Source organism: Actinomyces sp., assembly GCF_030530635.1.
GTDB lineage: Bacteria > Actinomycetota > Actinomycetes > Actinomycetales > Actinomycetaceae > Actinomyces.
Genome location: NZ_JAUMUL010000084.1, coordinates 1 through 9,917, shown reverse-complemented (window position 1 = coordinate 9,917; position 9,917 = coordinate 1). Strand labels below are relative to the sequence as shown.

The window sequence follows — 9,917 nt, the reverse complement described above, 5'->3', positions numbered from 1 at the left end:
ACCCCCCGGGGCGGCCCCCAGACCGGTGTGCTGCCCCCGCCCCCCCCCCCCCCCCCCCCACAAAACTCCAAAACGCGTGCCTTTGACGACATACTCGTGTCTGACAGGAGGACTCCCGTGCCCGGGCAGCGCGACCCGAGGGCCTCGGTCAAGGGTCAAGGCCCTCCGGCCAGGAGCCCCCCACAGCCTGCCCCCTACAATGACCGCCCGCACCCTCCGGTACCTGGCACAACAGCACCGGCGCCCACCCCCACCGAGCCAACACCACCAGGCACATCCACAACACAGCCAACACCCCCACACAAACACCACCTATCCACAAAACCACACAGAAAACCCGAAAACACCACAACGACAGACCCCCAACAAACAACCCTCCCGGCTCCCACAGCCCCACTCAACACCGACAACCACCACGCCCAAACGCCAAGCGCCGGTTAAGTGGCATCATTAAAACCCAACCGGCGGACCGGCCGACACCAAGGGACTCGACAGGTCGCTCGACCACCGCCTGCATACTCAAGCACTCATTGAACGAACCGCATCCTCGCGCTCACGGAAGTAGGCCACCGTGTCACTTACGAGCCGATCTAGCGCCGGAACGTCAGGCATACCATTGCGGGCGGGATACGGGCCTGCCCCCGGACCAAGCGGCTCCGGGGTCATGAAGCGGCCTTCGGAGTTGGCTCCGACCAGGTAGGCCGCCATGATGACCGCATCCAGATCGAGGGAGCCGTCGCCCAATGCACGCCTGTTCGAATCGGCCAGATGCAGGTTGACGAGCCGGTCCCCGGCCTCAAGTATGGCCCTCGGGATGTACTGCTCCTCGACTTGCATGTGGTAGACGTCGCCATTGATGCACTGAACGCCGGGCGAATCAACCGCATTGATGTACGCCACCGCATCCGCGACCGTATGCACGATCGACGTTTCGGCGGACCTGATCGGCTCGATCGCGGCCTTGACCCCATACTCGGCGAACACATGCGCGACCCGTCTGAGAGCCAGCGCCGAACGCTCGAACTCGTAGGCGTCGTAAGCGTCGGCACGCCCCACCGACGCCGGCACAACCAGCAAGTAGTGGCCACCCATAGCATGGGCGAACTCGACCTCTCGCCGAATATAGTCGAGCGCGGCCTGCTGACACACGGGGCGATTCGACGACAGATCATTGTCATCCGAGAACATGCCGCAGACGCCCGACGTCCGCAGGCCGTACCGATCGAGAACGGCTCGTGTCTCCTCCACCTCATAGCCCAACGAAGGACCGTAGTGATTACCATGGAGTTCGATATACGTAACCCCATTGATCGCCAGCCTCTCCGCAGAGCGCTCCAGGTCCTCCAGCCCGAATCCCCAGTTCGACCACGACAGATTTAATTTCGGCGCGAATACATCGGGGTTCGCCTCCTTCGCGGAGAGGTACTGCTCAACGAGTTCACGCCTCCACCGATCGACATTCTGTTCCAACATCATCCCACAACTCCTAACTCCGTGACACATACAAGAAACATGAAACCTGTAGCGACGACTATGCCGATTGCCGCACAATCAACTCCGCATCGAAAGTACGTCCCGATATCATCCCCCCCCCGATTAAAGAAAGCGCCGATCTGCTGCGCGATATATCTACAGATGCCCGCAATCGGCTGCCGCACAGTGGTGAGCGGCACGCCCAGTACCGACGCGTACGGCACGTCGTCGAAGCCAGACACGCACACGTCGCGCCCAACCGTCAGATCGGCATCCGCGATCGCCTTGCAGACGCCCATGACCAAATGGTCATTCAGGCACACGAAGGCATCCGGCCACACATCGCAGGGGCCGGCGAGAACACGCCGCGCAACCTCGTATCCGCCGTCCCAGGTCGGTCCGGACGCCCACTGAACATCGACATCCTCCACCGCCATGCCGCAGGAGAGGAGTTCATCAGAGAAACCGCACCAACGGTCCCGATGCTGCGTAGCCGCTACCGGTTCGTTGACAAAGCTGAAGCGGCGCAGTCCACGACCCCAAAGATGACGAGCCACCTTCCGCATGCCGCCATAGTCATCGATACCTACCGACGGAAAACCCGGGCGCTCGCTGCGCTGCGCCATCAACACAACCGGAACGCCACGATCGCGCAAGCGAACCAGGTCCTCCCAGCACGCTCCGGTCGAACACAGGATCAAGGCGTCGACGCCTACGCGCTCCAGATTACGAAGGACCCGACTCTCAACGTCAGCGGCCTGATCGGTCTCGGCTATAACCATCGAACAGCCGAGCTCCTCAAACCGCCGGCTCAACTGATGCGCAGCCTCGGCGAAGAAAGGATTAGAAATGTCGAAGAAAACAACTCCTATCATGGACGAACGACCCAGGCTCAGCGCGCGGGCCGTGGGATCCGGACTGAAACCGCTGTCCTCGAGCACCCACTCCACCCGCAGACGCAAACCCTCGGACACTCGTTCGGGATGGTTGATGACATTCGAGACCGTGCCGACAGAGACGCCCGCCAGTCGCGCCACCTCCCGAATCCTCGGCCTCCCGCCGCGCAGCGTGTCCATACACCTCAGCTCCGCAGTTGATACCGACGAGCCGCGTAACTATTGAGCAGGATTGAGCAGATCAGGACCGCGCCGAGCGCGAGCAGCTGGGACCGAGAGCCGGCCGAACCCTCCATTGAGATCAGCAGTCCTGCATTGAGCCAGGTGATCAGCACCGCCGCCATGACGACACCGCTGACCCTCCCGGAACCTCCCTGGATCAAGACACCGCCGAGTGCCGCAATGGTAATGGCGGTCAGTGCCATGCCGTTTCCCGCAGTTCCCGCGTCCGGCCTAGCTGAAGCGTACTGGGCGACGTTGACGACCGCTGCCGAACCGCACAGCACACCGGACACCAGGTAGGACGAGCCCCGTATCAAACGAACACGCTGGGCCGCATAGCGTGCCGCAGTCGCATTCGTCCCCACCGCCAGCAGCGACCTCCCCCACGTCATGCGGTCCAGCAGTAGCCATGAGACGAGCACGCTCGGGACCAAGACAGTCAACACCTGCGTCGGGAACATCAGGCCGAACAGCGCCACGCGGCCGGTCAGGGTCCCGTTGGCCGCCGTGATCCTGTCTCCGGAGATCGGCGCCGAACCGGATACCACCATGGCGATAGAAGCGTATGCGTACTGCGTCGCCAGAGTTGCGATCAGCGGGGGGAACCTGAGATACCCCACCAGCACACCGTTGACAGCGCCGAGTAATCCGCCGGCGATAACCGTGCAGGCGATCGCCGGGACCAGGGGCACCCCCACGTTCTGAACCAAATGGCCGAAGAACATCCCCGCCAGTGACACTATGGCGCCGACCGAGAGATCTATGCCCGAGTATCCGGAGATGATGACAAACATCTCCGCCAGCGCCAGGAGCGCGACCGGGACGAGGGACTGCAATGACGACACCATGTAAGCGGCGTCGAAGTCCGCGAACAGGTACCCACCTCTTCCCAGCGCCGAGAACACGGCTACCAGCACCAGCGTCAGCAGCGCGAGCGCGGCGGTCCGCTCCGTCATTAGGACGCGTAGGAGTTGCGCAGGTGCGGACTTGCGTTCGCCGTTCACCGCATCGTCCATCGCCGGCACCGTCATGACCTCGCCCTCCTCGACTGCCGCAGCAGATCCACACCCACCGCAATCAGGATGATGACTCCAACAAACAGTTGCGTGATCTCCGTCGGCAGATGCAGGTGGATCACGGCCGCCTGCACACTTCCCACCAACACCGCTCCCAGCATGGTTCCCAACACTGTGCCGCGCCCTCCGACGACGGAGGTCCCGCCGATGACGCACGCCGCGATCACCGACATCTCCATCCCGATTCCAACGTTCTGCTGGATCAGACCGCCTCCGCCAACCGACACGACGGCGGCCAGCCCCACCATGGCGCCGCAGAACACGTACATAACAAATACGCGACGCCTGACCTTGACGCCGGCCAGCCGAGCGGCGTCGGCATCATTGCCGATCGCGTACAAGTGTCGCCCGGCAGCCCAGTGCCTCATATACGCCCACACGACCGCCGCCAGTATGACCGCGAGCCACATCGCGTTGGGCAACCCCAGAAGACGCGCCCGAGAAATGCTGCCGCCCAGAAAGGCCAGGGTCCCCGGAACACCCGCGACCTGGGTCTCGCCGAACACTTGCAGGGCGATATAGCGAAAGACGTTCAGGGTGCCGAATGTGCACACCATTGCGGGGACTCTTCCGAAGGCGATCAGCGTGGCGTTGACGGTTCCCAATGCGCTGCCCACCAGCAGCGCCACGGCGATCGCCGCCGGAGCATTGATATCGAAGTCCCGCAGGAGCTTCGAGACCACCACCATGACCACGGCGAGACTGGAACCGACCGAGACGTCGATGCCAGCCGCACACATGATCGGCGTCATCGCAATACCTATGAGTGCTATCGGAGCCACCGTGTAGAAGATCGCAAAGATACTGGACGGTTCAACGAAGGTGGGGGTGGTGACTCCCATGGCCAGCCAGAGCAGTACTATCACTGCCACCAGAACCATTTCCTGGCCTTCAACCACGCGTCTGCGGGCAGCCCGCCCGAGTCGATGCGACGTACCGCCGCGCCGGTGCAGCACTGCCCGACTCATCTTGCCGCCTCGCTCTCAAGCTCTCCAGACGCAGCACTCAGCAGCGTGACCGCAGACACGTCTCCGTTCAGCTCGGCGGCCACCTCACCGTGTCGCATCACTAGGATCCGGTCCGCCAGGAACCGGATCTCCTCCAAGTCGGTGGAGAACACAATCGCCGAACGACCCTCCGCGGCATGGTCCAGGATCAGCTGATGTATCTCAGACTTCGCGCCCACGTCCACGCCCTGGGTGGGTTCCTCTACGAGCAGCACCTCGGGCGCCTCGACCAGCTGCCTGCCCATGACCACCTTCTGCTGGTTTCCTCCGGAAAGCGCAGCCACCGGTGTTGCCGGGCTCGGCGCCTTGATGCCCAGACCGCGAATCAAGTCAGCCGTTGAGCGGCGGGCGTGCCCGTCGTTGAACAAACCCATCATGGAGAAGAACGGAAGATGGCTGGCGGAGACGTTGAAGACCAGGCTCTTGGATTGGAACACGCCCTGTAGCTTCCGGTTGCCGGGGAGCATGGCCAGTCCCCTTCTCATCGCACCCCGCGGGGAGCGTATCCGCACCGGTTCTCCGTGCAACCGAATCTCGCCGCCATCTGGGCGCGTGACACCGAATAGCACGCGCGCTAGCTCCGTCGTACCCGAGCCGATGAGCCCGTACACGCCGACTATCTCGCCGCGACGCAACTGCAGATCGACATGCTTGAGTCGTTCACCCTGGGCCAGGCCGGAGACTTCGAGCACCACTTCATCGGTCGCAGCGCTACTCCTGCCTGACCGATCCGCGATTTCGAACTTGTCGCCCACCATGGCCTGCGCGATCTTGGTGGGCGACATATCCGCGGTGGCGTAAGTACCTATGACGACGCCGTCACGCATCACCGTGATTCTGTCGGTGATGCGCCCCAGCTCATCCAGCCGATGCGAGATATAGATTACTCCTATGCCATCATCGCGCAGCCCCCGGATGATATCGAAAAGGCGGTCGATCTCCGTATTGGTGAGTATGGCCGACGGCTCGTCCAGGATGAGCAGACGAACATCCACGGCGAACGCCTTTGCGATTGAAACCAGTTGCTGCTCCCCGACCGGAAGATCACCCACCCGCCGGTGCATGATTTCGGGATCGAGCCTCAGGCGTCCCAGCAGCCTTTCAACTTTCTCCTGCTGACCCGACCAGTCGACTCGGCCCATACGAGTCTCCTCGCGTCCGAGAAATATGTTCTCGGCCACGGACAGATCGGCAAACAACTCCGGCTCCTGATACACCGGGGACACCCCCGCCGCCAGGGCCGACTGCGTATCCCCGAGCACGATCTGCTGCCCGCTTATCAGTACAGCGCCCCGGTCTGGCCGCTCGGCACCGCTGATCATTTTGATGAGGGTCGACTTCCCCGCTCCGTTCTCACCGACCAGGCCGTGCACTTCTCCGGCGCGGACGGACCAGTCGACGTTCCTGAGCGCGTGAACGCCGCCATAACGCTTGTCGATCCCCCTTACCTCCAGAATGTCTCCTCCCGAAGGCGTCTGTTCAACTCCCGCATTCACCATGTCCCCCTGAGCGCTCGTACGGTGCGCACGATCCCGCCGACCGCGCACACCGCGGTTCACAATGCGGGTCAGTAGTCGTAGTCCCCGGCGTTCTCCTCGGTAAGGATCAGCGGCTCCCCCAGGATGAGCGTCTTCGACTCCTCGTCAAAGGTCACCCCGGATATCCTGCCCACATCCTGGGAGGCCTCGAAGGTATCCCCCTGTGCGAGCCTCCAACCGGCCCAGGCCGTCAGGTAGCCGAGGTCCTCAACATCCCACAGCACCGCCGAGCTCGCAGATCCGTCCTTGAGGTACGGCAGCATCGCCTGCGGCGTCCCGACGCCGACCGTGGCGATCTCCCCGGTCTTCCCCGACTCCTGGACGGCCTGCGCCACACCGGGCGCGGACGTCGTGCACACCCCTACCAGGCCCTTGAGGTCCGGATGCGCATTAATGAGGTTCTTGGCCATGGTGACGGCCTTGGCCTGGTCCTCATCGGCGTAGACGGTGTCGACTATCTCCATGTCCGGGTAGTCGGCGGCGGCCTTGTCTTTGAACACCTCGATCCATGCGTTCAGGTTCGACGCGGTCTGGCCGCACGATACGATCGCGACCCGCCCCTTCCCGTCGATCGGTTCCACCATCTGTTCCAGCAGCGTCGTGCCGATCGCCTCATTCGTGGCCTGAGTAACGAATACCTCCCTGGACGACGACGCCGCATCGGTGTCCGCCGTCCCCACCTTGATCCCCTGATCCTGTGCCTCGGTGATCAAAGGCGCCATGGAGTCCGGGTCATTGGGCGCGATGAGCAGAGCGTCCACCCGCTGCTGCATCAATGAGCGCACGACTTCACTCTGCGCGGCGGGATCGGCTGTATTCGGTCCGGAGTAGACCCAGTTGAAACCGAACTCCTCTGCGGCTTCGGCACCGCCGGTATTCATGGCCTCGAAGAAGGGGATTCCCTGAATCTTCGGCACGAACGCCACGGAGACCGGCGCGCCGTCCGCCGCGCCGCGGCCGGATTCGTTCGACGGGCCTCCGGCCCTGCCGCCCGCGCAACCCGCAACCGCCAATGCAAGACACATGGCGCCGGCCGCCGCCACTTCAGCCAGACGATGTTTCATGTCAGTCCCTCCATAACAGCGTTCCCGCGCACTCCTCTATGAGTACGCACGCCCGCTACACCGACCCCCCTTTGGACCGGTTCAAAACGCGATGTGACGATTGTGTACCAGGAGACACGAACGTGTCAACGGACACTTACCCACAACCTCCCCCACCAACGTTTGTCCGACCGTGATACTTTTACCTCGTGCAGCTCACCCCTCCACTTGTATCCGCCCGGCACGCTCAGCATGCCCGGCATGCCGGTAACGCCGCCACCTCCGCGACTTCGCACCGGCCGCCCGCACCTATGTGCGTCGTTCAGCCTTGCCGACCACGCCGACTGCGTAGATGATGCATTCAGCTACTACGGTGGGCACGCTCACCGGCCGGGCGCACGCTTACAACCACGCTTACAACACCATCTACCGCACCAGACAACCGACAAGGAGCCACCCCATGACCACCGAGCCCATCGCGCTCACCGACCTCGATCTCAAGGCCATCAACGTCGCCAAGGCCTTGGCCGCCGACGCCGTGGAGGCAGCGGGCTCGGGTCATCCCGGCGCCGCGATCTCGCTGGCACCGGTGGCCCACCTGCTCTACCAGCACGAGCTGCGCCACGACCCGGCCGACCCGAACTGGTTGGGTCGCGACCGCTTCGTACTCTCCGCCGGCCATGCCTCCCTACTGCAGTACTGCCAACTGTTCCTGACCGGCTATGACATCCCGGTGGAGGGCTTCACCCACTTCCGTTCCCCCGACGGCCTGCCCGGGCACCCCGAGTTCGGCCACACCCCCGGCATTGAAACCACCACCGGCCCGCTCGGGGCGGGCTTCGCCAACGCCGTCGGGCTGGCCATGGCGGCCCGCCGCGAGCACGGCCTGTTCGAACCCGACGCCGCCGACGGCACCTCCCTGTTCGACCACTTCGTCTACACGATCATGGGCGACGGCTGCATGCAGGAGGGAGTGACCTCCGAGGCCGCCTCCCTCGCGGGCACCCTGCAACTGGGCAACCTGATCGCCATCTACGACGACAACGACATCTCCATTGAGGGCGACACCGACATCTCCTTCACCGAAGACCCCTCCGCCCGCTTCGAGGCCTACGGCTGGCAGGTGCTCGACGTCGATTGGAAGACGGGCGGCGCCTACCGCGAGGACCTGCAGGCGCTGCACGAGGCACTGGCTGCGGCCCGCGCCGAGACCAGGCGCCCCACCATGATCCGCCTGCACACGATCATCGCCTGGCCCTCCCCCACCAAGCAGGGCACCGAAGCCTCACACGGCGCCAAGCTCGGCGCCGACGAGGTCGCCGGACTCAAGGAGGCGCTGGGCCTGGACCCGGCAGCATCCTTCCAGCTGCCCGACGACGTCGTCGCCTTCACCCGCTCACACGCCGCTGAGCGCGCCGCGGCCGCCCGCAGCGAGTGGGACGCCCGCCTGGCCACCTGGCAGCAGGACTCCCCCGAGCGGGCCGCCCTGCTGGAGCGCCTTCGCTCCGGAAAGCTGGATGAGGGTCTGGAGGCCGCCCTGCCGGTGTGGGAGGTCGGTGACGCCCTGGCCACCCGGGCGGCCTCCGGTAAGACGCTCTCCGCGCTGGCGCCGGTGGCTCCGGAGTTGTGGGGCGGGTCCGCCGACCTGGCCGGCTCCAATAACACCACCATGGCCGGAGAGCCCTCCTTCCTGCCCGCCGACCTGGCCCGCTCCGACGGCGACGGCCCCTATGGGCGCACGCTGCACTTCGGCATCCGGGAGCACGCCATGGGCGGCATCCTCAACGGCATCGCACTGGATGGCCTGACCCGCCCGTACGGGGGCACCTTCATGGTGTTCTCCGACTACATGCGCCCGGCCGTCCGCCTGGCCGCATTGATGGGTCTGGGCTCCATCTTCGTGTGGACGCACGACTCGATCGGTGTGGGTGAGGACGGCCCCACCCACCAGCCGATCGAGCACCTGGCCGCTCTGCGTGCCATTCCCGGGCTCGCCGTCGTCCGCCCCGCCGACGCCAATGAGACCGCGGCTGCCTGGGCACAGATCCTGCATCGCCCCGATGGCCCGGCCGGGATCGTCCTGTCCCGCCAGAACCTGACCGTCCATGCCGACGCCGAGGCCGCCCGTGCCGGCGTGCGCCGGGGCGCCTACGTGCTGGCCGAGGCCACCGATGCCGACGGCGCCGAGGTCGCCCCCGCTGTGGTCCTGATCGCCACCGGTTCCGAGGTGGGCGTGGCGGTCGCCGCCCGCGAGGTGCTACAGGCCGAGGGCACCCCCACGCGGGTGGTCTCCGCCCCCTGCCTGGAGTGGTTCGCCCAGCAGGACGAGGCCTACCGGGCCACCGTGCTGCCCGAGGCGGGCGTGCGTGTGTCCATCGAGGCCGGCTCGGCCATGGGCTGGCGTGACCTCGTCCGCGACGGCGGCGAGATCGTCTCCCTGGACCACTTCGGCGCCTCCGCCCCCGGTGCGCAGCTGTTCGAGGACTACGGGTTCACCGGTGAGGCCGTGGCCGCGCGGGCCCGCGACGCCCTGGCCCGCGCCTGACGAACGTCCACCAAGGCGTGGGGGCGGCCCCAGCCGCCGCCCGGGTGGTCGCCCCCCCCCCGGGGGGGGGGCCGCCCCACCGCCCCCCCGCGCCCACCCCCGGGGCGGGGTTAGCCC

7 protein-coding genes are annotated in these 9,917 nt (G+C 65.2%); 1 reads left to right on the top strand and 6 read right to left on the bottom strand.

All coding sequences use genetic code 11. The features are described 5' to 3' along the window. Positions 1-519: 519 nt before the first annotated feature. The 6 genes from Q4A20_RS13900 to Q4A20_RS13875 form a co-directional block, all read right to left on the bottom strand. Positions 520-1,476: a sugar phosphate isomerase/epimerase gene (locus Q4A20_RS13900; RefSeq protein ID WP_303123870.1), complete on the bottom strand. Its 957-nt coding sequence runs from the start codon at positions 1,474-1,476 to the stop codon at positions 520-522. Next, positions 1,473-2,549 (bottom strand): LacI family DNA-binding transcriptional regulator, encoded by a 1,077-nt coding sequence (locus Q4A20_RS13895; protein WP_303123868.1) that lies wholly within the window; start codon positions 2,547-2,549, stop codon positions 1,473-1,475. Before Q4A20_RS13895 ends, Q4A20_RS13900 begins: the two co-directional genes overlap by 4 nt. A gap of 5 nt (positions 2,550-2,554) precedes the next feature. Further along, positions 2,555-3,622, bottom strand: coding sequence for an ABC transporter permease (locus Q4A20_RS13890; protein WP_303123866.1), 1,068 nt, complete (start codon positions 3,620-3,622; stop codon positions 2,555-2,557). After that, the gene (locus tag Q4A20_RS13885) at positions 3,619-4,635 is read right to left on the bottom strand and encodes an ABC transporter permease (protein ID WP_303123864.1); all 1,017 of its coding nucleotides are present in this window, start codon (positions 4,633-4,635) and stop codon (positions 3,619-3,621) included. Before Q4A20_RS13885 ends, Q4A20_RS13890 begins: the two co-directional genes overlap by 4 nt. Beyond that, on the bottom strand, positions 4,632-6,170 hold the full coding sequence (locus tag Q4A20_RS13880) for a sugar ABC transporter ATP-binding protein (RefSeq protein ID WP_303123862.1): 1,539 nt from the start codon (positions 6,168-6,170) through the stop codon (positions 4,632-4,634). Before Q4A20_RS13880 ends, Q4A20_RS13885 begins: the two co-directional genes overlap by 4 nt. A 71-nt stretch (positions 6,171-6,241) precedes the next feature. Beyond that, positions 6,242-7,276 carry an autoinducer 2 ABC transporter substrate-binding protein gene (locus tag Q4A20_RS13875; protein WP_303123861.1) on the bottom strand — a complete coding sequence of 345 codons (1,035 nt, stop codon included), beginning with the start codon at positions 7,274-7,276 and terminating at the stop codon, positions 6,242-6,244. A 439-nt stretch (positions 7,277-7,715) separates the two neighbouring features. On the opposite strand from Q4A20_RS13875, the gene tkt reads away from it, so the two are divergent. Further along, positions 7,716-9,800 carry a transketolase gene (gene tkt, locus Q4A20_RS13870; protein ID WP_303123859.1) on the top strand — a complete coding sequence of 695 codons (2,085 nt, stop codon included), beginning with the start codon at positions 7,716-7,718 and terminating at the stop codon, positions 9,798-9,800. The last annotated feature ends 117 nt before the right edge of the window (positions 9,801-9,917 follow it).

Coding starts and splice junctions, on each gene's coding strand:
- Q4A20_RS13900 (WP_303123870.1), bottom strand. CDS start 1,476: ATGATGTTGGAACAGAATGTCGATCGGTGGAGGCGTGAACTCGTTGAG.
- Q4A20_RS13895 (WP_303123868.1), bottom strand. CDS start 2,549: ATGGACACGCTGCGCGGCGGGAGGCCGAGGATTCGGGAGGTGGCGCGA.
- Q4A20_RS13890 (WP_303123866.1), bottom strand. CDS start 3,622: ATGACGGTGCCGGCGATGGACGATGCGGTGAACGGCGAACGCAAGTCC.
- Q4A20_RS13885 (WP_303123864.1), bottom strand. CDS start 4,635: ATGAGTCGGGCAGTGCTGCACCGGCGCGGCGGTACGTCGCATCGACTC.
- Q4A20_RS13875 (WP_303123861.1), bottom strand. CDS start 7,276: ATGAAACATCGTCTGGCTGAAGTGGCGGCGGCCGGCGCCATGTGTCTT.
- tkt (WP_303123859.1), top strand. CDS start 7,716: ATGACCACCGAGCCCATCGCGCTCACCGACCTCGATCTCAAGGCCATC.